The sequence below is a fragment of the Falsihalocynthiibacter sp. BN13B15 genome (assembly GCF_041205415.1).
GTDB classification, from domain to species: Bacteria; Pseudomonadota; Alphaproteobacteria; order Rhodobacterales; family Rhodobacteraceae; genus Falsihalocynthiibacter; species Falsihalocynthiibacter arcticus.
In genome coordinates this window covers 122,996-144,281 of record NZ_JBGFCE010000003.1, presented here as the reverse complement: position 1 = coordinate 144,281, position 21,286 = coordinate 122,996, and the positions used below count along the sequence as shown (strand labels likewise).

25 protein-coding genes and 1 pseudogene are annotated in these 21,286 nt (G+C 51.4%); 10 read left to right on the top strand and 16 right to left on the bottom strand.

All coding sequences use genetic code 11. From position 1 onward, the window contains the following. Positions 1-13 precede the first annotated feature (13 nt). Positions 14-1,393: pseudogene (locus tag AB9F26_RS06010) on the top strand (DDE-type integrase/transposase/recombinase); the annotation flags it as partial. A gap of 408 nt (positions 1,394-1,801) precedes the next feature. Here AB9F26_RS06010 and AB9F26_RS06005 read toward each other — a convergent pair. Next, the gene (locus AB9F26_RS06005) at positions 1,802-2,029 is read right to left on the bottom strand and encodes a hypothetical protein (RefSeq protein ID WP_369767562.1); all 228 of its coding nucleotides are present in this window, start codon (positions 2,027-2,029) and stop codon (positions 1,802-1,804) included. Positions 2,030-2,315: 286 nt separating this feature from the next. On the opposite strand from AB9F26_RS06005, the gene AB9F26_RS06000 reads away from it, so the two are divergent. Together AB9F26_RS06000 and AB9F26_RS05995 are read left to right on the top strand one after the other, a co-directional pair. Further along, positions 2,316-2,906, top strand: coding sequence for a hypothetical protein (locus AB9F26_RS06000; protein WP_369767561.1), 591 nt, complete (start codon positions 2,316-2,318; stop codon positions 2,904-2,906). 41 nt (positions 2,907-2,947) lie between these two features. After that, positions 2,948-3,457 carry a hypothetical protein gene (locus AB9F26_RS05995; RefSeq protein WP_369767560.1) on the top strand — a complete coding sequence of 170 codons (510 nt, stop codon included), beginning with the start codon at positions 2,948-2,950 and terminating at the stop codon, positions 3,455-3,457. A 5-nt stretch (positions 3,458-3,462) separates the two neighbouring features. Here AB9F26_RS05995 and AB9F26_RS05990 read toward each other — a convergent pair whose 3' ends face one another. From AB9F26_RS05990 to AB9F26_RS05980, 3 genes are all read right to left on the bottom strand, one after another. Next, positions 3,463-5,952 (bottom strand): hypothetical protein, encoded by a 2,490-nt coding sequence (locus AB9F26_RS05990; protein WP_369767558.1) that lies wholly within the window; start codon positions 5,950-5,952, stop codon positions 3,463-3,465. Positions 5,953-6,005: 53 nt separating this feature from the next. Then, a complete protein-coding gene (locus tag AB9F26_RS05985) occupies positions 6,006-6,308 on the bottom strand; it encodes a hypothetical protein (protein WP_369767557.1) in 303 nt (100 codons plus the stop codon). Positions 6,309-6,377: 69 nt separating this feature from the next. Beyond that, a complete protein-coding gene (locus AB9F26_RS05980; RefSeq protein WP_369767556.1) occupies positions 6,378-6,896 on the bottom strand; it encodes a hypothetical protein in 519 nt (172 codons plus the stop codon). Positions 6,897-7,184: 288 nt separating this feature from the next. Between AB9F26_RS05980 and AB9F26_RS05975 the strand changes: the two genes are divergently transcribed. Next, on the top strand, positions 7,185-7,475 hold the full coding sequence (locus AB9F26_RS05975) for a hypothetical protein (protein WP_369767555.1): 291 nt from the start codon (positions 7,185-7,187) through the stop codon (positions 7,473-7,475). Positions 7,476-7,498: 23 nt separating this feature from the next. Here AB9F26_RS05975 and AB9F26_RS05970 read toward each other — a convergent pair whose 3' ends face one another. The 11 genes from AB9F26_RS05970 to AB9F26_RS05920 form a co-directional block, all read right to left on the bottom strand. After that, positions 7,499-7,822 (bottom strand): hypothetical protein, encoded by a 324-nt coding sequence (locus AB9F26_RS05970; protein WP_369767553.1) that lies wholly within the window; start codon positions 7,820-7,822, stop codon positions 7,499-7,501. 73 nt (positions 7,823-7,895) lie between these two features. Then, the gene (locus tag AB9F26_RS05965) at positions 7,896-8,216 is read right to left on the bottom strand and encodes a hypothetical protein (protein ID WP_369767552.1); all 321 of its coding nucleotides are present in this window, start codon (positions 8,214-8,216) and stop codon (positions 7,896-7,898) included. Further along, complete coding sequence (locus AB9F26_RS05960; protein ID WP_369767551.1) at positions 8,216-8,491, bottom strand: hypothetical protein; 276 nt, start codon at positions 8,489-8,491, stop codon at positions 8,216-8,218. Before AB9F26_RS05960 ends, AB9F26_RS05965 begins: the two co-directional genes overlap by 1 nt. Continuing rightward, on the bottom strand, positions 8,491-8,997 hold the full coding sequence (locus AB9F26_RS05955) for a hypothetical protein (protein WP_369767550.1): 507 nt from the start codon (positions 8,995-8,997) through the stop codon (positions 8,491-8,493). Before AB9F26_RS05955 ends, AB9F26_RS05960 begins: the two co-directional genes overlap by 1 nt. A gap of 484 nt (positions 8,998-9,481) precedes the next feature. Further along, on the bottom strand, positions 9,482-9,958 hold the full coding sequence (locus AB9F26_RS05950) for a hypothetical protein (RefSeq protein ID WP_369767548.1): 477 nt from the start codon (positions 9,956-9,958) through the stop codon (positions 9,482-9,484). Positions 9,959-10,223: 265 nt separating this feature from the next. Further along, positions 10,224-10,604, bottom strand: coding sequence for a hypothetical protein (locus tag AB9F26_RS05945; protein ID WP_369767547.1), 381 nt, complete (start codon positions 10,602-10,604; stop codon positions 10,224-10,226). Between the two features lie 171 nt (positions 10,605-10,775). Beyond that, the gene (locus AB9F26_RS05940; protein ID WP_369767546.1) at positions 10,776-13,382 is read right to left on the bottom strand and encodes a phage/plasmid primase, P4 family; all 2,607 of its coding nucleotides are present in this window, start codon (positions 13,380-13,382) and stop codon (positions 10,776-10,778) included. A 125-nt stretch (positions 13,383-13,507) separates the two neighbouring features. Then, on the bottom strand, positions 13,508-13,765 hold the full coding sequence (locus AB9F26_RS05935; RefSeq protein ID WP_369767544.1) for a hypothetical protein: 258 nt from the start codon (positions 13,763-13,765) through the stop codon (positions 13,508-13,510). Further along, positions 13,762-13,950, bottom strand: coding sequence for a helix-turn-helix domain-containing protein (locus AB9F26_RS05930; RefSeq protein ID WP_369767543.1), 189 nt, complete (start codon positions 13,948-13,950; stop codon positions 13,762-13,764). The genes AB9F26_RS05935 and AB9F26_RS05930 overlap by 4 nt, the downstream gene beginning before the upstream one ends. Positions 13,951-14,016: 66 nt before the next feature. Then, on the bottom strand, positions 14,017-14,577 hold the full coding sequence (locus AB9F26_RS05925) for a hypothetical protein (protein WP_369767542.1): 561 nt from the start codon (positions 14,575-14,577) through the stop codon (positions 14,017-14,019). 53 nt (positions 14,578-14,630) lie between these two features. Next, positions 14,631-15,899: a tyrosine-type recombinase/integrase gene (locus AB9F26_RS05920; RefSeq protein ID WP_369767541.1), complete on the bottom strand. Its 1,269-nt coding sequence runs from the start codon at positions 15,897-15,899 to the stop codon at positions 14,631-14,633. A gap of 358 nt (positions 15,900-16,257) precedes the next feature. Here AB9F26_RS05920 and AB9F26_RS05915 point away from each other — a divergent pair, with 358 nt between their 5' ends. The 4 genes from AB9F26_RS05915 (at position 16,258) to AB9F26_RS05900 (ending at position 18,929) form a co-directional block, all read left to right on the top strand. Further along, positions 16,258-16,410, top strand: a complete 153-nt coding sequence (locus tag AB9F26_RS05915; RefSeq protein WP_156477500.1) for a hypothetical protein — start codon at positions 16,258-16,260, stop codon at positions 16,408-16,410. Between the two features lie 115 nt (positions 16,411-16,525). Then, on the top strand, positions 16,526-17,779 hold the full coding sequence (gene chrA, locus AB9F26_RS05910; RefSeq protein WP_369767539.1) for a chromate efflux transporter: 1,254 nt from the start codon (positions 16,526-16,528) through the stop codon (positions 17,777-17,779). A gap of 104 nt (positions 17,780-17,883) precedes the next feature. Next, positions 17,884-18,348 (top strand): SspB family protein, encoded by a 465-nt coding sequence (locus tag AB9F26_RS05905; protein ID WP_369756202.1) that lies wholly within the window; start codon positions 17,884-17,886, stop codon positions 18,346-18,348. 98 nt (positions 18,349-18,446) lie between these two features. After that, positions 18,447-18,929 (top strand): SRPBCC family protein, encoded by a 483-nt coding sequence (locus AB9F26_RS05900; protein ID WP_369767538.1) that lies wholly within the window; start codon positions 18,447-18,449, stop codon positions 18,927-18,929. A gap of 36 nt (positions 18,930-18,965) precedes the next feature. Here AB9F26_RS05900 and AB9F26_RS05895 read toward each other — a convergent pair whose 3' ends face one another. Further along, on the bottom strand, positions 18,966-19,421 hold the full coding sequence (locus tag AB9F26_RS05895) for a hypothetical protein (protein ID WP_369767537.1): 456 nt from the start codon (positions 19,419-19,421) through the stop codon (positions 18,966-18,968). 244 nt (positions 19,422-19,665) lie between these two features. On the opposite strand from AB9F26_RS05895, the gene fumC reads away from it, so the two are divergent. Beyond that, the gene (fumC, locus tag AB9F26_RS05890; protein ID WP_369767536.1) at positions 19,666-21,060 is read left to right on the top strand and encodes a class II fumarate hydratase; all 1,395 of its coding nucleotides are present in this window, start codon (positions 19,666-19,668) and stop codon (positions 21,058-21,060) included. Then, the gene (locus AB9F26_RS05885; RefSeq protein ID WP_039002249.1) at positions 21,060-21,251 is read left to right on the top strand and encodes a DUF4169 family protein; all 192 of its coding nucleotides are present in this window, start codon (positions 21,060-21,062) and stop codon (positions 21,249-21,251) included. Before fumC ends, AB9F26_RS05885 begins: the two co-directional genes overlap by 1 nt. Positions 21,252-21,286 lie beyond the last annotated feature (35 nt).

The window sequence follows — 21,286 nt, the reverse complement described above, 5'->3', positions numbered from 1 at the left end:
TCGAGATGAGCAAGAGACCACAAACATCGAAAGATGCCGCCGACAAGGTATTGCGGAGAGCCTTTATTACAGTTGGTCGAAGGAGTTCCTTGAAGCAGGCAAGCGTCGGCTATCGGGTGATACGGCGCGTCAGGCCACGTCACCTGAGGTGAAGGATTTGCGTTCTGAGTCCTTGGCCCAGAAAGAATGTGTGGCGGACCTAACACTTGAGAACCGTTTGCTCAAAAAAAGCATGACAGGGGCTGGGGGATACGAGGAATGAGATATCCTGCATCTGAGAAGCTTGAGATCATCCGCACCGTTGAGGGGTCGCATTTGTCAGTCAAACAGACCCTGGACATGTTGAGCATTCCACGCAGCACTTTTTACCGATGGTATGATCTATATGTCGACGGCGGGTTTGATGCGTTGGCTGACATCTCGCCGCGCCCAAGGTCAGTCTGGAACCGCATCCCAGACGCCAGACGCGATGATCTGATTGAGTTCGCACTCGAGCACGAGGCGTTGTCGACGCGGGAACTTGCGGTCAAATACACGGATGAGAAACGGTATTTTGTCTCTGAATCATCAACTTACCGCATTCTCAAAGCAGCCGACCTGATTACTGCGCCTGATTACGTGGTGATCAAAGCGGCTGACGAGTTCACGGACAAAACCACAGCCATCAACGAGATGCTCCTCTCGGCGTTTGCTGCGCAAAAGCCTGCCGGGCAGCGGGACAGACAGACTTTACTTACTTCAAGATCATCGGCTGGGGATGGTATTATCTCAGCACAATCTTGGACGACTACAGCCGCTACATCATCGCTTGGAAGCTTTGCACAAACATGCGGGCAGAAGACGTAACAGACACGATAGAACTGGCGCTGGCGGCATCGGGTTGCGACCAAGCCGTCGTGCGCCATAAGCCGCGTCTGCTCAGCCTCTCTCATTGATACTGCGTATCAACTGCCGAGCAATGGATAACGGCTCCTGCTACATCTCTGGTGACCTGGCCGAATGGCTGGAAGGCCAAAAAATGAAGCATGTCCGTGGGGCGCCATTCCACCCACAAACCCAGGGTAAAATCCACTCTCATCGATACTTCGTATCGACTGCCGTGCAATGGAACGCTGGCACCAGACCATGAAGAACCGTGTTCTGCTGGAAAACTATTACCTACCGGGCGACCTTGAACGCCAGATCGGCACGTTCGTCGACTACTACAACAACCAGCGCTACCCTTTGACCGGCAGGTGATGCGAGCATCACCGAGAGGGGCGAGAGCCTGAATAACGTCACACCCGCCGACGTCTACTTCGGCCGCGACAAAGCCATTCTCAGAGAACGGGAGAAGATCAAGAAACAGACAATCAGAGGACGACGCTTGCAACATCAAAAGCAAGCAGCATAATCAATCACACAAACGAACCAGAGCCTCCAATACTCAAGCCCCTCTGACGTCCAACTTTATATGACGACGGACATTGGCTGGTCGCAAAGGCTTCCGAAAAGCAGCCATTGCGGTTGCAAGGAAGATCGCCGTCTTGATGCTCACACTTTGGAAGACCGAGACCGACTTCCAATGGACCAAGGAGGCAAAATCTTAACCTGAATTTCTGCTCCTACAAGAGCGGAAAGCCCGGTCCCTACGGGACGGAGGCTGATTGATCTCGTAAATCTGGTTGAGGCCTAAACCTCGCCAAACACATCTGATGACGATCTGCCCCCGAAAGCCATCATGAAGCGTCCATGCGACGACTTCGGAGAGAACCATGACCCCGGACGGACACCCAACTTACCCACTTGACACAAGCCGCACTCAGAGAACCAGATTTGACAATAGCTCGAACTTGATCATCTCCCGTGCCCAATAGTGGGCACTACCGCAAGCCTCCAGTACCACCATAGCAGGAGGTTGGGCGGCCATAAATTTTCTGAACTGCAGTCGCGTCAGTCTTTTGCTGTACTTCCGATGCCCCGTCATTGACGCGCCATGGGCTTGGAAAACGTTCTTTGCCAGATCGACCCCGGTCATTGTATCCTTCATTTTGCCGTCCTCTCCATTTTGTGGTTCACAGACCACCATCTTGGCACATTGCGATGCCGTCAGTGAGAGGGCGGCAACCACCCCATCTTCAGTACCTGGAAAATCACATCCGTAATCCTACCGTCGTCAGACGGTAGTCGTTTAGTTTAAGCGCCATTTTGCGTTTGATAATGGCGCCTTCAAATCAGGTTAAAATCCACGTTTAGCACCCGTTCACCCACACTTATTGACAAGCGACCCCACAAAGTGTGACTTTTGACCTATTTGGTGACGAGGGAATTAGAATATGAAAGCCGCACTGATCTCAACAATATTTTTGTTTAGCGCCAACACTGCCATTGCAGAGAATAAGGACATCGCTTGTGAATATGGTGACCAGACTTTTTGGGGCGTGGTTGCGTCCCAATTCGATGGGGAATGGGTGTTGGAACACCATGCCGGAGTCGTCACCTCGGGAGGGATGGCCATTCCGTTTCCTGCGTCGAGCGAAGTTGAACATATCACATTAACGAGTGAAAATAGTCTTGGCGAAGGCACCGTCGTTTTGAACCACCCCGAGGCGCCGAGCCCCGTAAATTTGGAATGGGTGGATGAACCAAATTGGTTTTTTGATGGCCATCAGTCTGGTATAAAACTCGACCCCATTCCAGAACCGGTTCTAACCACGGACTATCTTGAAAAACTCTATGGCTGTAAAAACGATCAAATGGCGCGGCTTGTGGGGCGTGCGACCGCTGAAGTGAATGGACAGAAAATGGATTTCACTTTCCGGCTTTTGGTGCTGGACCCTGAAACTATTTACGGCGTCATGCATATCTCTGGTGTATCACAAGGTCGCGCATTCAATGCATGGCGCTCGGTGTTTTTAGAACGCTAGCCTCGCCACACAATTTACACAGGATTTTATCTGGAGAGAATATGTATTTTTCAGCATCAAATTTTAGGCTTACCGCGTTGACCGCAATTATCAGCCTGACATTGGCGCAACCTGTCATTGCAAAAGACCTAAGTCCGTCACTTACTGAGGAATTCATTCGAGAGACGATGGCCTTTGAACCCGATGAAGCGCTGAAATTCGCTGAATGCGCTGACAAACCCCACCCGAGGTGCACCTATGTTTGGGGTAGCCCACACAAAAAAGACGAGGTGCGTATCAATGCGGGGCTCGCGCCAGAAGGTAAAAAGCTAATGATAATCTTTGCCCAAGGCGCCAGCGCGAAGAATTTTGATCAAGTGACTGCGGTTTATTCCGACGCCGAACCAATTGAAAACCTGGGCATCGCCGCTGTGTGGTCGCCGCGCCGTCATCAGATTTCATTGATGACCGAGACGTTTTTGATCATGCACGTCAACATCGAAGACGCCGGAAATGATAGCCTTAAAACAGTTGCTGTAGACATCGCAAATCACATTCTGGTGGCTCAGTAGTCCTGCTATTGCTTTGTAATACATTGTGCCAATTTTGGGCTGCATTTTGTAAAGCAAACGGGCGCAATATTGCCGCTCATTAGTTTGCCACACAAGCAATCACAGCGACTCGACGCCTTTTGGGGTGCTTTCGCGGGTTTGGGAGCGCCGGATGGGTCGCTCTCTCCACCGCCCGTACCAACATCCGTTCCGGGGCGCGGTTTAGGGCGCGGCGGCGGTGGCAAGGGTAGGTTTGGCCGATCACCCCAACCGGGTGGACGACCAATATTAAAAATCCCATGCTCAAAGGTGACCGTCGGTGGGGCGGCTCCGATACTGACCAATCGGTTGAACTTATCAAACCGGTGGAGTGTCGTTTTTCCATCAATTTCCACCAGCAAGTCCCGACAATCCTCGGCTGCTGCAGGGCAACCATAACTCACGATGGCGGCCATGGCTGGGTCGTCCTCCATCAAATTGGTGATGACGCGAAAGTTCCACCATTCCTGAAAAAGCCACGGCATCCGCGCGGCATATTCCGACCCAACTTTAGGTGCCCAAGGGGGCGGTTTAATAGAGGACCCAAGTTGCGCAAACATAGCCCGCATCATCCCATCAGCGCCTGGAGGAAGTTTGATCCATCCGCCATCTTGCGGAATATTGGCGGCAAGTCTTCCAACACCCACATAAATTTTTTCACCCTGGGGTCCGTGCAATTCGCTGTAATCGCCTTTACCAGTGTAGATAGCCGTTCCGCCCGAGGCGGCATCCTTGGTCTTGATCTGGCAGTCGTCACCCTGGGTCGTAACGGTAGCAACCGTAATCACATGTTCGGTCGGATTGTCACCGCCATATTTCAGCACAAAATTAATGTCCGCATCGCCAGCTATTACAAATTGGCTTTTCTCTTGGGATATTACTTGCCCGTCGCCCGCAACCTGCCACTCGGCATAGCCCTTTTCGATTTGCTTCGCGATATCGGCTTGTGTGACATCGCTCAGCTTCGGATCCAGGGAGAGCGTAAACGGAGCTGACTTCAAATAGCAAATATCTGGGGCCCATCGCACTCTTTGAAGCGATTGTTTCAGAGTGTAATTTTTCGCGCGGGATTCTTCTGGTTTACGGCTGACATTCGCCACTCGGTTAAACAACTTTAACTGTGCCGCTGATGGATTCGCCCAAACGGCACGTTTATATTTACTAGTTTTTTCAACAACTTGACTGTCCACCACCATTGAAAGAGGGTCTTCGCCCGTGTTGTTTTTTTCAAACTCTTGAACGAACAGGAACACTTGGTTTTCCTGCTTTGGCGATTTTGGCCACGTTCCTTTACCAAAACTAATCACGACCTCGCGTGGATCTGCGGCAATACTGTCACTTTCCCCATCATAGTCGGATGTGCCGGCTTCATCTGTTGGCGAGAACTCAAACTCACCTTTGTTGGCTTGGGGCGAAAAATGCTCTTCTATATCATCCGCGTGTCGGGCGATGAATTCAGGGAAATAGTCGAACAACCCTTCCCACTTAACATCGGTTGCATGGCTTTGTATCGTTTTATCCAGCCATATTAAGCCTGAGTGGGCTGGGTTTGGCTCTTGATGGGATGTCTTCGCCAGATATTCTTCTGGATTAGCAGGATTGAGGTCGCGCCCCAGATTAAAGAAGAAGTGGCCACGACGATAGTCCGCCTCACTAGCTATTGCATTGAGCGTATCGAGTATTCCGCTCACATCTTCAGTGTAGGAGCATTTATCGTTAGAGCCAGAATAGAATTGGTCTGGGCTTCCGTGTTCTAAAAACTTTGAAGTGTCGCTGAGTGCGTCAGCGATAACCTCGAGTTTTTGTTGGCCTGCAAAGTGGAGTGGCTGATCATAATCAGATTTGCGGCCGAGCGCTGCTCCGTCAGTTTTGGCTGTTGCCCCAAAATCGGAGAAATAAAATGCGGAAAATGCCTCTGAAGTACTCTCATAAACCCAATTGAAATTCACATCATCCGCAAGCGGCCTCCATTTTCCATACTGAATCATGTGCATGAATTCATGGGCGACGAAACGATCTAAGTTGGGATGACGAATATTGCCAAAAGTTCGTCTAATATTCGAGAGCAAGACATAAAGCTCATCTGATTTCATGCCGCCGCCACGCGCCGCATATGCATATGTAAATGGGCTATCAGCACAGCCTGTCAGAATTACAGCCTCCCTATTTGTAGGCGGAGGGAACCCGGCCGATGAACTCCATCTGTCAATACTGCTAAGCATATTGCTCAGCCCGTTGCGAACCGATTCCGATAATTTTTTTTGCTCTTCTTTTGACAATTCATAAGTGCTTCTCGCGGACTGATCATCCAGATAGCCAGCGGGCTTTTTCAGCTCGGGCAATTCGATTTTAACATCCCAAAGCTCATCAGCGGTAGCCAATATCGGGGCTGCAATCACTCCCATACCGAAAGCTGCAGCAAAAATGAGACCGCGGTTTTCCGCATGGGAGCGAAGTTTCTTGAGCGCAATCAGCATATCACACGCCCCCTAGTATGATGAATTTGAAGATTGTCGATTCCGAATTTGTCCTAAGCCGCAGGCCCATCAATTCGGACTAAAGCGCCTGCTCCATCGGTATAGCATTCCCATGGAGAGCCGGCTGGGTCGTTGAGAATTGTGGTTTGAGCACCCGATGATGTTGACACATAATTGTTTGAAAACAAATCGGTTCTAGCGACACCTGAATGGGCAGCCACTGCATCGAGGCATGTTCGAGCAACAATCCGCGCGTCATTGCTCGGAACGTCTGAAATAACTTCGTCGGATGTATCCGTAACACAGCCAGAGATAAGTGTAACGGATGCGAGAATAACCGGAATACTAAGTTTCATTTTGGTATCCTTATTTGTTAAAATTATTTGTCAGACACGTTCATCCAACACTTATGAACCTTGCTCTAATTATTTCGATACAGGGTCTAGATTTACGTCGAACTGACCCGAGACCATTTTTGGATCGCGGGTATCAAGTGTTCGCAGATAATCCGTGGAGTAGTATATTTCGCCTTCAAAGCTCCCCTTCACATGAAGCGTATCGCCTTGAATACTGGCTTCTTCGATAGTGAATTTTGCGTCGCCACGCGACCCGAACATGCCGCTATAGCCCTCCTTTAAGTAAGTAACTTCGGGGGTTGCAACCGCAGGAGTGGCGTTCAGATTGAAAAGTTGAAATCCAATTAAGAGGGTGCCTTTGATGGCATCAACCGTGTCGGCGGTTGGTTGGGCAAAGATGTTAACGTCGGCCAGTGGACCCATGTTGGTCCAGTCACTTTGGCTTTTTCCATCATCGGTTGTGACAAACCACTGCAACTCTTCACCGTCAAACTGCCCCGTGATGGTGCCGATCGTTTCCTGCGATAACGCGGGCACAGATAGTAGTTGAAAAGCAAGGGCAGTGGAGATGAATTTACCGTTAACCATTGAAACACCAATTCTAATTACAAATAAAACTATGTTTTTGAGAACAATAAAATTGTTCAGAACCTGTAGAATGAGGGCGATTTTAGGTCGAGGCTAACGGTTTGGCCCGCTGTTTGGCAATAGTGTTACAAGTTTGATTTCCTTTTCGAGTATTTTCGTGCCAACTCTATTTCTGACAATGGGCGGTTTTTGTACCGTCTGAATGAGCAATTGGTGCCCCGTTAATCCCCCAGTTTCAGGTCAATATTATTGGACCCAGCGGCGCAATTTTCGGCCATGAATAGGACGATGCGCTCTTGTGCTTCCATCGCTTTACGCAACGCTGCGGATGGCTGTTTGAATGTGGGTGCGGCGCGGGGTGCCGTCGGTCGGAAAGGGTTGTCACTCAGTCGGGGTGCTCCGTTTTTTGGCGGCTGTGATCCGCATCTGGTACTCACTTCTGATGGACTTCAGCCCGACGGCGCGGATGATGAATCCGTGGTCGGGCATCATTCCCAGCATCTTTGCGAGCAGCGCTGTGGCTTCGAGATCGTCATCGGTACGGTCCAGTCGATCCTGCGCCTTGGATGCAGCGTCTGAGGCACGTTTTACGGCGCTTGTTGTCAGGGAGATGAGGCTTCTGGGGGTGATTGGCCAAGCAAAGCCGCGCATAGGGCCAGACGGGACGATTTGCCGATGGGTGCTAGACGACGGGCACCCGCATGGATCGCGGCGGCACGACTGAAGTCTGCGGCACGGGCGTACGTGGCGACAATCGCATTGTACGCGGCATCGACTGAATTATTGAATTTGATTGTGTGGGCTTCGCGGTCGTTTTCGCACCCTGCCTCTTCATCGCGGGATGCTGAATGCAACTGACGGCGTGTATGTTGCGTGCTTTTGACCAACTTGCGAGAGAGGGTGGGGGCTGTGGTCACTGTGAGCATTCTGGCAGTCCTACACGGTTAAGGTAAGGACATATTGCTCCAAATTGGACGCGATATTCAATTAATTGTTTATTTATAAAGCGTTCTGATACACACTTGATGCGCTACGTGATTTTGATTGCTTCCAGTTGGCGAGTTTTTGGGCACATGCGGGATCGCGGCAAATGCGGTCGTTGTCTCCGACTGGGGTGCTGTGCTTACGGCTGATGGTGCGGTCGCAGTAACAGCAAACGATACGAGCACGGCGCGTGGGCTTGCTATAGTCGTCCGTGGGATTTGCTGCGGCAAGTTGCACGCCTCTTGGTTTGTCTCGATGTTTTGCGGCTTGGTTCTCACGGGCTGCGTAACGCATCATCTCGGATAATTCATCAATGTCGGGCACATGGTACGGCATCAACGGTCCTGAATTTGTTGGAGTAGATCGGCGGTGGTGGATGAGAGGTAACGCGCTTGTAATTTCATGGCGTTTCGAAAAGGGGCATCCATAGCAAAATCGCCAAAATTTCCCATAAAAATGACCGCATTCAACTTTTTGAGACCGTGGACTTGTGCGAGACGACGAATGCAAAAGCGAAAATAAAGCACGGTTTTTTCGTGGTCGTCTGACGGGGGCCAATTAGGCTGACCGACGGCGGCAACTATCTCGGCGTTTGAGTACGTGTCATTCATTAATTTGGCTTGTCAGTGTTGAGCAGTTGTTCCTCCATCCAAGACTCGAATGTTTCAACAGGCGGGGCGTTTGTTAACGGGCTTGCGACGTGAGGCTGGGCGTGGGGTGCGAAATTGTGACGGTTCTGGGCGTCCTTCAGTCGCAAGGATGCTGCCCTCAAGAGATTTGCGAACAACGTCCGCTGCTGGCCAATGATCGCGATTGCGGGATGCGCTTTTATTATGCCAGTTCTCGGATTCTCGATGATCAAACAGTCGGGCGGCGAGATCGATTTATTCAGGCTGCGGATCGTCTGAGCAACTTGCCCAGCTTGGACGATCAATGCCAGATCGCTGTAATTCCACTCGGCTCGGCTGCGGTAAAGAGCCTGATAAACTGTAATGCCGTACGGGGTAAGTTCGCTGTATCCCGTAACATCTTGCGGGGCGGTGCGTGCGGTCAAGTCTGGGGCTTGGGCAGCTGCGAGTTTGCCGCTGACGGTGTCGGATCGGGTTTTGCGTGCCATTGGGCGGACCTCCTGTGTGATGATATAACGTAACACACGTTTGAGGATCGGGACAATACTCTGGATTTGCGTAGAAATACGCATCCGGATACGCATTTGCCTAGAACGTTCCGGATTTGCGTGGATCGGGCTGGAATAACACCCGTTCTGGGGCGGCTGGGGAGTTGTAAAATATTCCAAGTTCGGTCTCAAAAAACCCATTGCGTTAGAAGAAGGCTTCCAAATGCGGTGTTGAAAGGTTTATCTACGACTGGTCATACCCTCCCCTAAGTCATTAAAACCACTCACCTTTCACGCAACGGCCCGTGACGGGGCGTGACGTGCTGGGGCGGTGCTCTTGCGGTGCGTGCTGGGTTTTTTGAGAACGGGGAAACGGGATGTCTGTTTTGTGGCCCCCTGTTTTGTGAGGCGGTCGTGCTCGGGATGTGGTGTGGTGCATGGCGGGGCGTTGCGTGCTGGCATGGTGCGCTTGCGGTGCGCGACGTTACTGGTTTAGGCCAAGTAGTAACTTAAGTTGTTCAGAGTTTTCTTTACTTTGATTGACAATTAAAGGGTTCGCAAACTCCCATTGTTTGAAGCTTTGATACGAACGACTATTAACTATTGCCTTCTCTTTGGTCGGCAATTGATCGAATTTAGATATGTCCATTTCGTCAACGAAACTCAATTTTACATTCATATAGTGAGTCATGCAAAACTGCACTTCAGAGACCGTCAAAACGTTCGATTCAGACAAAAGAGAACATCTATAATATATACCAAGGCTTCTTGAGAATTGTTCGTTTTCAAGATTTGATCTAATGTCCTTACTGTTTAAGTTACGCGTTGAAGCTTTAGACTCAATATCCCAAGCCGTATAAATCAGTAGGTAAATGAGGAAAATTGTTGTGGGAATTGCCAGCATTAAAGCTGACTTTTGATAACTTTTAGCGTGATGTAAAACCGTCTTTTCTACCCCCACTTAAAATGTTTCCAGCATTTCTTCGAGCGTAAGCCACAAGTTTATGTATCTATTTTATTAAATTAACCCAATGGCCTGCGGAATTCACACCTAAAAAAAGTGCGCTCATAAAATAACTGAAGTCCGTCTTGAAGGTCTTCTTTATAACACAAAAACACGTTTCTGTGAAGACACTCTCATTTTGTGCCCCCTATGCTGGGGACGTAATCGGACAGAAGGCGGGGCGTGGTCGGGTGAGCGGGTGCATAGATCGCAAGCGGTGTGGTCACGTGCTCGGGGCGAGGTCGGGCTGCTTAATCTTACGCAACTTGCTTGCTACCTGATCGAACAGATCGGCCAGTTCACCAACAGGCTGTTGGTCAGGGTTGGCAATTCCAAGCAGGATCGAACGGGCGATCACTTGCAAGGCATTTGATGAGACGGGTCCATTCGATACGTTCTCCATCGCGGAATACATTTCGGTCGCTTCAATACTGCTTATTCGGAGATATGATTCAGGCGACGTATTGTAACGTTCAGCTGCTGCTGATGCGTGGGCTACGTCTTCCTTCATCGCTGCGGTGATGTGATGAAAGATGCTATTGGTATTCTCAGCATCGATCTCGGCAAACTTGCGGGTCTGCCATTGGGCGTTCGTTTCGGTCATTTGTATCTCCTTCGTTACGTTATATAATATTTTACGTTCGGTCCGTTTAACGTTCTCTTTGTTTAGTGGCTAGGGTGGCTAGGGTTTTCTGAAAAGCTATTACATAAGGAGAAAAAGAGTCCCTATATATACTATATGTGATTCCAGTTTGTGGCTTGAACCCTAGCCACCCTAGCCACCCCTGACAGCTAGACCACCAAAACCATTCAATCGGACGCCAATTGTCGTGGAAGCCCGTTTTTTGGTGATGTTGTACTGTTTCTTCTTCACGCCCGTCACGAACCCAGTCTCACTCCAACCGACCATGTCGTGCTCATGTGCGAACTCGTTGAACATGCGGAACAACTCACTCGTTGAGACAAAGTCTTCCTGATTGCCCGTAAACGTCACGTGTTTGTCAAAGAACGCACCGATTGGGTCCATCACCAGCTGCGCATCTGCAAGCGTTTTCGCGTGGGTGGTCGTAGACGCGAACCGTTTGTTCTCACGCAAGCGCTGCCAACCTTGAACTGCCCATGTGAGGATCGCGTCGGACTCAGCCTTCAACTTGGCATCAAGTTCCGCGTCTTCACGTCCGAGGAATGATGTCGGTGTTCGCAGATATACGAACCGACCAGCAACGGCACCGTCATAATCGTGGAAGGATGGAACGCTGTTACCAAAGACGACCAGACGGGCTGTATGTTGCCCCTGCCAATCGGTCTTATACTTACGCTCAACGGATACGTTGTCCTCACCTGTGATCGTCAGGATCATCTCAGAGATCGCCGCGTGGTTTGCATCCTTTGTCAGACGTACGTCGGGAAAGAAGACGACGGATTTCCCGATCATACCTTCCATGTCGAAATCTTTCCCGAGGCGGGATGATTTCACACTGGCGACCAAATCGGCCATGAGGTGCTTAATGAGCCGCTGGTAGGTTCCTTTCCCGCTGCGGGTTGGTCCCGTCACCATGAATGATTTTTGCATACTGGTGTCGCCACTCAAAAGGTATCCCGTCACCTCTTGTGCAAGAGCGAATTGATCCTCACCAAACGCGTCGATCAGGTATCCCGCTGCGACCGTTCCAAAGAGGGTCTTGGATTCATCCCAGTTTGCGTTGACGTACGTCGTGTTAAAGAAGGTGGGATCATGTGGCACCAGAGTCCCTGTATCGAGATCGAGAATGCCGTTTAGCGTTGCTGACCACGTCCCTTTTCGTCCGTCAGGCCACCCCATAGGCATGGACCGTTTACGGGCTGTGGTCGCTTGCAGGGCGACCAGATAGTTTTTGCATACAGGTATCGTCGCGATCACCAGATCACGGACCATGACGCCCTCTTTGTCGGGTCTCTCGATACACAGGCATTTTGAAATCCAGTGAAACAAAAGGTCTTTGAGTTCGTCCTCGCTGACTGTCTCCCAATGCGTTTGACGCCAAACATAAGTCACCCCTTGCCACGTCGTGATTGTCGGAGTGCCGTTGTGCGTGAAATATCGTTGAACAAAAGCACCCACATTCGTAGCGAAATCGCGGGGATCGACGGGTGCTCGTGACCATAGGTCTGGGATGGTCATCTCCTGCAATGCTTCAAAGGTGTCCACTGCCTCACCTAACAACACTTCAGGCATCTCACTTACTAACGTTGCGCCTGTGGGCAGCTGCGGATTCTGAGGCATCCTCGCAAGGATCGCGGCGTCATGTGTGGTCCGTAGCTGTCCCTCAAGATCGTCTGGCAACACACCACCATGAGCCTCACGAGCCTTGAACACCAGTGATCCGAACCCGCTGGTTTGATCGTTCGGCCACATATTACGGTGCCACGTGTGGTCCGTCGTTTCTTCGTCAAAAACGCCAACGGCCTTGGCGGACCATTTATGCCAAATCTCTTCGCCAGCGTCAGGCCCGACCGCATTGAAGAGGGCAAGTCCGATGTCCTTCCATCCTTTCCAGTCTTTGGTCTGGTTGGGTATGCACTCCATCACGTGCGCGACCAGCTGAGGGTCGGCGGTAAGTCCAGACTTGGAGGTCTCGCCACTCCCCTCGGATTCCGTTCCGTATCGTGTCGGAGTGATCCCAAGTTGCCCAGCGGCAGTAATACAAATATCCACGAGGTGATCCATTCCAGCCTGATCGATCTCGGGCAGTGAATCCAAATGCGGTATGCCGTCATGACCTTCCCAATGATATGTCGAGCCACTGGGATGGATACCCGCGACGACGGCTTGAGACGGCTTTCCCGATCCTGCCATGCCCATTACTTCGACAAGGTGACCGTCCGACAAGGGGATTTGTCGGCGCTTTATCTGATCGCCTTTCACCCTGAACATCATTAAAAATTTCGGTGCTTTGCCGATCCTCACGGGCGCTGTAACACCCGCGTTACGCAACGCGTTCCGAATATGGGCAGTTGCTATAGGGTTGGTGACATCCACGTCCAAAGCCGCGACTGTTAGGCCCATTTTCAGGCCACAGGACGCACCAGCGGCGTCGTGTGAGGCCACTTCATCATGTGAGATGGTGCCTTCGTTCCATTTTCTTCTGCGCACCCAGTATCCTATGGCAAGGTATTTGCCGGGCGTTTTGCCGAATTGGCTGTCGTCCAATTCCAAGGCTGGGTTGGTTGAGCCATCCGCATTGCGGGTCTCAGGTTTGAGCACGGCACCGACTGGAATTAACGGCACGAGATCACTAAGCGCAAATCCCGCATTTAGTGCCGTTTGTAGGTTCGGTAACAATATCTGAGTGAATCCGTCGGATAATGCTTGCGCGGTTCCTGTAATACGATTATTATTCACGTGGGTGTCCTCTTAGTGGTCAACCCGTACACCGCTATCCTGAGCGGCTCGGTCTTACTGACAGTTTCGCGATTGTTTTTGACCCGTCCCAATCGTCAGCAAACGTGGGACGGGTCGTTCTTTTATTATTCAGGGAAATGATTGGCGAAAGACGGTTCTAGTTTGAATACGTCTTCTTTGAGCACGAGGGTCCAATCGTCAGCAGAACTGCCGATAAAATCAGCATTCAGGAACTTCGGGTCGTCGCGGTTCTGATAAAGACCTTTGATGCGATCAAACCGTTCGAGACCCCTGAACGAACCGAACGCCGCAACGTTGGCTAGTCCGAGTTTTGTGTAGGGCGCACCGAAATAGGTGGCGATGAAAACGGGTTTTTTTCTCATACCGACACCACGTCACCAACCCGCAACGCCTCAAACGAGTCACGACGGATGCGGCGCGAACGTCCGATTTTGTAACTCACCAGATCGCCCTTTTTGATCAGGTCGTACGCCTTATCGCGTGAAATCTGCAAACGATCCATCACGTCCAAAACGGTTAAATCGGTGTCTTTATCTAAGATCGGCATGTGAAATCTCCTTAGCCTTTTTCGTTGACTGAGGGTGCTGATTTCAGGCTGTCGATTCAAAAGGAGTTACGACGGATATTTTTCCTTCGCTAACTCCTTTACGCGTCGTGCCTGAGACTCTGGACTAGCTTCGACCTGCAACACATTGAATACAAGAGTCAAAAAGTCGAACCAAATACCACTTGTTTTGCTGGTGGTTGGGTTGATGGTCAATGTGGGCAAGCGTCCTGTAATCTCTACAAACACCTCACCAGCGGCATCCGCAATTGCAACGGCACGGTGCTTGCGTGTTTGGTCTAACCCCTCACTTGTCCCAATTTCACACGTCGAGGCGGCTTCTGTAAAATTGGCAAGCGTGCTTTGGAATTGATGCATGTCGATCAACTCTCTACCCAACGCATCAACAGCGTTTTTGTGTAGTCCATCAATGGACCGTGCCAACCGTTCACATTGTGCCACCAGCTGCGAGATTTCCCCTACCGACTTGCATTCACTCGCGGGTCGGTTGCGGTTCTGGGTGGCTTCTAGCCCAATGTCGCTCGCATCAAAAATGTGTTCGGCGTGCGCTTCTATTACATGAGGGCGATACCGTTCGGAACGTGGCAGGGTGTTAATCGCATCAATCAATCCCCTGCCCCATATGCTTTCCGCAAATGAACACGGGAACCCGTCTAGACCGATCATGTGACGACCAGCGAGTCCAGATAATCAGCCCATTTTTGCAACCATTCCCGCGCGGGTCCGTTTAGGCTGGCATGGTTATAAATGGAGTCGATGGATGTGTTTTCAACGTGGTTGGATACCCTGTCGCGGATTTCCTTTCCTGCACCGTGTTCAGCTAACCACGTCAAGCAAAGGTGCCTTAGCTTGTGAGATGTGAATCCATTGGGAACACCTTCCATCTTTTGCAAACTACGACCGACCGCGTTTCGAATAATGTGGGTGTCGCCGCGCTCACTTGGAAACACAAACGGGCTGTCTGATTGCCGTGCTTTCAAAAGCGTGATCGCTTGCGATGAGAGCATCACACGGTGCTCGTGCCCGTTCTTTGATCGCTCGGACGGCAAGACCCAAACGTCGCCTTGCACCTCATCCCAAGTCATGCCTAAAACTTCAGTCACACGGCTGCATGTTAGCGCCTGTAGATGGATCGCTTGTCCTACATCCCGTATCGATCCGCACCCCTTCAAAACGGCTCTCAGATCGGCCTCAGACGGGACGTATGCGGTCACTTTCCTTTGTGGCAACATGACGGTCGAAACTGGATTGAATGTATCAGCTGGCAACCATGTGTCCGCGTCGAGATTACCGATCTTGCGACTCCCCTTAGTCGCAACATTGAACATCCCAGACAAAACACCTCTCACCTTTTCGGCCTCTCGTGGCGCTCTTTTGGTTAGAGGTATCAATATTTCGCGCACATGTTGGGCCGTGAATTGAGTTGCTGGTAAATTGCCGTAATTCGGGCGCACATACTTTTCCAAATACGTTTCGTCCATCTTCCAACTTCGTTTGGTCGGCTGCGCATAGTCCGCAATATACTTGTCAATCAATTCGCCAATGGTCAGAACGTCAGCGACCTCAACTGGTTCAACACCAGTTCGCAACGCCTCGCGCAATTCGCTCCACTTTATCCGTGCATCCGCGAGTCCCAATGCTGGAAATGTCCCGAATTGCCGCTCCACTTTCTTTCCCGTTTTCGGGTCGTTGTGGCGATATATCCAAATTTTTCCCGTGCGCTTGCCGTGGCGCATGATGAGACCCGAACGATTGGGGTCGTTTAGCTTTGCTCCGACCGCAATGTTTTCGTAGTCTAAAGCAGTGAGATTCCTCACACTTTTACCCTTTGCCGAGTCGAGTGCTTTGAGCAAGAATTCCCGTGTTTGGCCTCTAACACCTGTGTCAATCGCGGCCTCAATATGGGAGATAGCGTCGAGTTTTGCGGTCATCGGGATTTGGTATCCTGCACTAAAGTTTTTCCATTCTTTTTCCAAATACCCCAGCTTTGGGCGTATTGCAACGGACAACCACGTACAAACTCTATCTTCAGTATTGTAAAATAATTATTATATAACAACAGCTTGAATCATTTTGTTAAGCAAATTCAAATAGTTGAGAGTCGGCCATGTAACAGGACTTTTTGGCAACAGAAACCTGCACCTACTCCCCTTGTATTATTTCTCACGACCTCAAGCGCTTTTCCGCTCGATATGGGCAATCTGTCGCGCATTTTTAATCACGAAAATGTCATGGCTTGTTTTTCTTTCTGCGCCGGATCAAATGGCTAAAAAAGAGTCAGGCAGTCCTATGAGAAACATCGCTTTTATCCTTGCTTCCGCGTCCATACTTTTGGCCGCATCCTCCATCGTGGCAAATGTGCGCCACCCAGAAACAGCGCGCAAAACCATCCAGTATAGCGTGCCCCATACGTTCAACCCTTCGTATGGCGGCTCGTCGTAAACCCACGCTCCCTAACCCCTCCCGCATCACACAATTTCGGACCACGTCAATCCCCGCCTTAACAGCGGCAACTCAACCTGTTACCTCTTGAGAAATCCAGACCGACAGGGCCGAAATGACTCCGACATTCTCCGATTCTACCCGTGTTTTTGCCCGTATCGGGCTTTTGTCTTTTGGCGGCCCCGCAGCGCAAATCGCGGTGATGCACAAAGAGCTGGTGGAGGAGCGCCCGTGGTTGAGCGAAGAGCAATTCCTGTCGGCCTTGTCGTTTTGTATGCTGCTTCCTGGCCCTGAAGCGATGCAATTGGCCACCTATGCGGGATGGCGGTTGCACGGGGTGCGTGGCGGCCTGATGGCGGGGGCTCTGTTTGTAATCCCCGGAGCGTTGGTCGTATTGGCACTGGCCATATTCTATGCGCTCTATGGTAATGTCCCTCTGGTTGAAGCGCTTTTCCTTGGGGTCAAAGCCGCCGTTGTGGTGATCGTGATCCAAGCCCTGCTCAAAGTTGCCAAACGTGCCCTCAAACACCGCGCGGCATGGGCGATTGCGGCGGCAAGTTTCGTGAGCATCTTTTTTCTAGCCCTCCCTTATCCTTTGATCGTAGCGGCGGCAGCACTCGCGGGCGTGGTCTTTTTACCCAAACAAAGCGTGCCTCCTGTGGCAATCACACAACCCAAATCCGCACACCCTGCCCGCACCATCGCGATTTGGGGCAGCCTTTGGCTCTTCCCCCTGCTTTTGTTGCACCTGACGGGGGCAAAACTACTCACGTCCATCGGGTTGTTCTTTTCAAAACTCGCGGTGGTGACCTTTGGCGGCGCCTATGCGGTACTGGCCTATATGACCCAAGAAGTTGTGGTGCAAAAAGGCTGGATTTCGACGGCAACCATGATGGATGGCCTCGGTCTTGCCGAAACAACGCCGGGCCCTCTGATTCTTGTGACAGAGTTCGTGGGCTTTCAGGCGGCCTTCAATGCAGGCGGCTTCTGGCTTGGAATTGCGGGCGCGATTGTGGCGCTTTGGACAACCTTCATCCCGTGTTTTTTGTGGATTTTCACAGCGGCCCCCTACTTGGCGCAAATCAGCAGCCGCCCGCGCCTTGCTGCGGCCCTGTCGGGCATAACGGCGGCCGTGGTTGGGGTTATTTTCAACCTCTCGATCTGGTTCGCCCTGCATGTCGTATTTGAGCGAGTCACCCCCACAAGCCTCGGTCCGATCCACCTATTAACTCCTGATTTGCACAGCCTGAACTGGTCTGCAGCCGCCCTTTCTGCCTTTGCTGCCCTCCTCATGCTGCGCTTAAATGTGGGTATGGGCAAAACACTTCTTATCGTTGCCTTCGCGGGTTTGGGCCTGTCATTTCTATAGCTTGCGTGACGATTGCATGAAAAAAGGCAGCGCGGCCCCTTTTATTCGCCGAGGGGGCAGCATATGATCGAATTAACTTCACGCGCTGCATAAGGGGGCGACACATGTCTCAATTTATCGACTACGGAAACCTCATGCATGACGCCATGCGCGGTCTGATCCAAAAAGTATTGGAAAATGTGCAACGCGACGGCCTTCCGGGTTCGCACCATTTTTTCATCACGTTTGATACATTGCATCCCGACGTCGAGATCGCGGATTGGCTTTCTGATCGTTATCCGGGCGAAATGACCGTGGTGATGCAAAACTGGTTTGAAGGTCTCGATGTCACCAATGACGGATTTACCGTCAGGATGAAATTCGGTGGCACACCTGAAACGCTCTATATTCCCTATGACGCGATCATCACCTTTGTCGATCCGTCGGTCGAGTTTGGCCTGCGCTTTGAAAGCCAAGAACACGACGACGAGACCGAAGACGCCGATAATGCAGAAGCGCCAATGGCCGAAGATGTCCCTCAGGAGCCCATCGAAGCCGAAGTGGTTAGTTTGGACTCGTTCCGCAAATAGGTGGTACGCATCTGATCCGCCACGCCCCATTTTGGACTATTTAAGCACCACATGACTTTCTTTATGTTTTGGACACATGTTCAATACTGGAGATCATCATGGCTAAAATCATCCTCAAACAAACCTACAATGCCCCCGCAGACCGCGTTTGGAAATCATGGGACACCTTTGGTGACATCCAAATTTACAATCCGAACCTAAATTCCTCCTCCCTGATCAACAACAGCAAAGAGACCGGCCTTGGCGCAGAGCGTCGGTGCGATTTTTCCGACGGTAAAAACCATGTTTTGGAACGGATCATTGCGTATAAAGCGGGGGAAAGCATGGAAGTCGACATTTACGACGGCACCGTACCCCTCAAACGTGCCGTTGCAGGGCTGATTGTAAGAAGCCTGTCACCAAGCCGGAGTGAACTCACCTTCACGATGGATTTTACCCCAAAGTTCGGCCTTCTCGGGGCGTTAATGATACCGATGATGAAGGCGCAGTTTCGCGGTGTTCTGGCAAAACTTCTTGCGGCCAACAAAGACTATGTTGAAAGTGGGGTTGAAGTGGTTCGCCCCATCGCGATGGTAGCCTAAAGGCGCGCAATGGAGGCTTATACGGCCTCCATTCGTCTACAGAAGGCCCAGCAGCATGGTTGTTCCGAGGGCGATGGAAAACTGCGCAAACGCAGGCCTTTGACGCAGCCCAAAGACCCCCGCCAACGCGACCAAAAAGAAAAACAAATAGGCGACCCAAATAGAGCTATACAGCAATTCCGCCGAAAAACCCGCCAGCCCATGCATCGCGTCAACGTCTCCAAAACCCGTTTTTGCAAGTGTCAAAACCCCGCCGATGAGGCAGCCATACGACCAACATTTCAAACGGGAAATGAGCGTGGGTTTGGGAATAAATGGCGCTTTGGCTCGGGGGGCGACGATATTTGGCATCCGCGTGCGCGTTGCCTTTGAGGGGGGACGCATCCGCGAAGTTGCCCGCCCCGCCGCGTTTTGCCGCGAATGGTTGCGTTCAATCCGTTCCAAGCGGATATAAAAGCTCTCGTGTCCTGTTGTCAAACTCTGCGCCTGCACCTGATCCTCCTGTGCGTTGACACTACCTTTACGATCCCTCTGGTTAATTTTATGTCAAACCGGAGTCGCCGTTTGCGCAGGAATGCGGCCAGTTTGAGACTTTTCCCTAAAACTTTTCTGATTTAACACTGGGTACACACCAGTCAAATTCTTGCCTCCTGCGCGGTTGTGGCAATTGTAATTTAACGGCACGCATTCTATAGAGTGGCAACCCTTAGGCCCTAGGATTTCTCAGGAGAAACTGATGACAGATACCCGCACCGAAACCGACAGCTTTGGCCCGCTTGAGGTCCCCTCTGAGAAATATTGGGGCGCTCAGACGCAACGCTCTTTGATGAATTTCCCCATTGGTTGGGAAAAACAGCCTCTTGCGATTGTCCGTGCCCTCGGGGTGATTAAAATGGCCTGCGCGCAAGCCAACATGACCAACGGCGCGCTGGATGCAACACGCGGCGACGCCATCGTTAAAGCCGCGGGCGAAGTGATCGACGGCAAGTTTGACGACAACTTCCCACTGGTTGTGTGGCAAACAGGGTCCGGCACCCAATCCAACATGAACTCCAACGAGGTGATCGCCAACCGCGCGATTGAAATTCTCGGCGGCGTGATCGGTTCAAAAGACCCTGTCCACCCCAACGATCATTGCAACATGGGCCAGTCCTCAAACGACACATTCCCAACCGCAATGCACATCGGCACCGCGATGATGGCGCGGGATGTCTTGCTCCCCGGTTTGGAAAAACTCCACGCGGCGCTAGAGGCCAAAGTCGTGGAATTCGACGGCATCATCAAAATCGGCCGCACCCATACAATGGACGCGACGCCCCTCACATTGGCCCAAGAATTTTCGGGCTATGCACACCAACTCAAAAAAGGCATCGAGCGCGTCAAAGCCACTTTGCCCGACATTTACGAATTGGCACAGGGCGGCACAGCCGTCGGTACCGGCCTCAACACAACTGCGGGTTGGGGCGAACAAGTCGCTTCAAACATGGCCAAAATCACCGACCTGCCCTTCGTGACTGCGCCCAACAAATTCGAAGCCCTCGCAGCGCATGACGCCCTCGTTATGTTCTCGGGTGCGTTGAAAACTGTCGCCGCCAGCCTGTTCAAAATCGCCAACGACATCCGCCTTTTGGGCTCGGGTCCGCGCTGTGGTTTGGGTGAATTGATGTTGCCAGAAAACGAACCTGGCTCCTCGATCATGCCGGGCAAAGTGAACCCAACCCAATGCGAAGCCCTCACTCAGGTCTGCATCCACGTCTTTGGCAACGATGCCGCCGTTGGTTTTGCAGGCAGTCAGGGGCACTTTGAACTCAACGTTTACAACCCAATGATGGCCTATAACATCTTGCAATCTATGCAACTTTTGGGCGATGCTTCCACGGCCTTCACCGACAATTGCGTGGTGGGCATTGAGGCCAACAAAGAGCGTATCGCCAAAATCATGAACGAATCCCTGATGCTGGTAACCGCACTCGCGCCAACAATCGGCTATGACAACGCGACGAAAGTGGCCAAAACAGCCCATAAAAACGGCACGACCTTGAAAGAGGAAGCCATTGCACTGGGCTTTGTGGATGAGGCGACGTTTGATGCGGTTGTGCGTCCGGAAAACATGATCGGCCCCAAACCTTAATGCAAAAATTAATCAACCTCGCCCGCGCACGCAAACAACGTGCGCGGGACGAAAAACGTGCGGATTCGGAGAAAAATACCGCCTCCGCAGGCGTCACAAAGGCGGACCGCCTGTTGCAAGCGACCAAAAACACGCGGGCGCAAAAAATGCTGGATCAACATGTGGTTGATACGGAATTTGATCACGAATAATCGATGACAAGGTGCCTGATCCCTCCAGCCAATTT

Bases quoted from the DNA above. Each gene is read 5' to 3' on its own strand.
- AB9F26_RS05970 (WP_369767553.1), bottom strand. From the start codon at position 7,822: ATGCTCACAGTGACCACAGCCCCCACCCTCTCTCGCAAGTTGGTCAAA.
- AB9F26_RS05930 (WP_369767543.1), bottom strand. From the start codon at position 13,950: ATGCCGATCTTAGATAAAGACACCGATTTAACCGTTTTGGACGTGATG.
- AB9F26_RS05945 (WP_369767547.1), bottom strand. From the start codon at position 10,604: ATGACCGAAACGAACGCCCAATGGCAGACCCGCAAGTTTGCCGAGATC.
- AB9F26_RS05995 (WP_369767560.1), top strand. From the start codon at position 2,948: ATGTATTTTTCAGCATCAAATTTTAGGCTTACCGCGTTGACCGCAATT.
- AB9F26_RS05965 (WP_369767552.1), bottom strand. From the start codon at position 8,216: ATGCCGTACCATGTGCCCGACATTGATGAATTATCCGAGATGATGCGT.
- AB9F26_RS06000 (WP_369767561.1), top strand. From the start codon at position 2,316: ATGAAAGCCGCACTGATCTCAACAATATTTTTGTTTAGCGCCAACACT.
- AB9F26_RS05920 (WP_369767541.1), bottom strand. From the start codon at position 15,899: ATGACCGCAAAACTCGACGCTATCTCCCATATTGAGGCCGCGATTGAC.
- AB9F26_RS05935 (WP_369767544.1), bottom strand. From the start codon at position 13,765: ATGAGAAAAAAACCCGTTTTCATCGCCACCTATTTCGGTGCGCCCTAC.
- AB9F26_RS05960 (WP_369767551.1), bottom strand. From the start codon at position 8,491: ATGAATGACACGTACTCAAACGCCGAGATAGTTGCCGCCGTCGGTCAG.
- fumC (WP_369767536.1), top strand. From the start codon at position 19,666: ATGACAGATACCCGCACCGAAACCGACAGCTTTGGCCCGCTTGAGGTC.
- AB9F26_RS05885 (WP_039002249.1), top strand. From the start codon at position 21,060: ATGCAAAAATTAATCAACCTCGCCCGCGCACGCAAACAACGTGCGCGG.
- AB9F26_RS05955 (WP_369767550.1), bottom strand. From the start codon at position 8,997: ATGGCACGCAAAACCCGATCCGACACCGTCAGCGGCAAACTCGCAGCT.
- chrA (WP_369767539.1), top strand. From the start codon at position 16,526: ATGACTCCGACATTCTCCGATTCTACCCGTGTTTTTGCCCGTATCGGG.
- AB9F26_RS05915 (WP_156477500.1), top strand. From the start codon at position 16,258: ATGAGAAACATCGCTTTTATCCTTGCTTCCGCGTCCATACTTTTGGCC.
- AB9F26_RS06005 (WP_369767562.1), bottom strand. From the start codon at position 2,029: ATGAAGGATACAATGACCGGGGTCGATCTGGCAAAGAACGTTTTCCAA.
- AB9F26_RS05980 (WP_369767556.1), bottom strand. From the start codon at position 6,896: ATGGTTAACGGTAAATTCATCTCCACTGCCCTTGCTTTTCAACTACTA.
- AB9F26_RS05900 (WP_369767538.1), top strand. From the start codon at position 18,447: ATGGCTAAAATCATCCTCAAACAAACCTACAATGCCCCCGCAGACCGC.
- AB9F26_RS05975 (WP_369767555.1), top strand. From the start codon at position 7,185: ATGCGCTCTTGTGCTTCCATCGCTTTACGCAACGCTGCGGATGGCTGT.
- AB9F26_RS05905 (WP_369756202.1), top strand. From the start codon at position 17,884: ATGTCTCAATTTATCGACTACGGAAACCTCATGCATGACGCCATGCGC.
- AB9F26_RS05990 (WP_369767558.1), bottom strand. From the start codon at position 5,952: ATGCTGATTGCGCTCAAGAAACTTCGCTCCCATGCGGAAAACCGCGGT.
- AB9F26_RS05985 (WP_369767557.1), bottom strand. From the start codon at position 6,308: ATGAAACTTAGTATTCCGGTTATTCTCGCATCCGTTACACTTATCTCT.